1 pseudogene is annotated in these 285 nt (G+C 54.0%); it reads right to left on the bottom strand.

Features of this window, described 5'->3' with window-relative positions:
• Positions 1-285, bottom strand: a pseudogene (locus JUJ53_RS18585) (hypothetical protein); the annotation flags it as partial.

Here is a 285-nt window from a genome sequence, read left to right as displayed (position 1 = left end):
AGAGGCGATCGTCCCCACCGCCGCCATTTAGGGTGTCATCCCCTTCGCCGCCATCCAAGGCGTCATTCTCTTCAGTGCCATTCAAGATGTCATCTGAAGACGTTGCTTCATTGGCAACATCAGTGACGGTAATGGTGAGCAGTTGCGCGGCACTCAGCCCCCCAGCATCCGTGACAGTTACTTCAACAGCATAGGTATTGTCGGTGCCGTCATCGAGGGGGTTTTCAAAATCAGGGGCGTTGATGAACGACAGAGCACCGGTTGTGGCATTGATGTCAAAGAAGG

It is taken from the genome of Leptolyngbya sp. CCY15150, from assembly GCF_016888135.1.
Taxonomy (GTDB): domain Bacteria; phylum Cyanobacteriota; class Cyanobacteriia; order RECH01; family RECH01; genus RECH01.
This window is presented reverse-complemented; position numbering and strand designations above follow the sequence as displayed.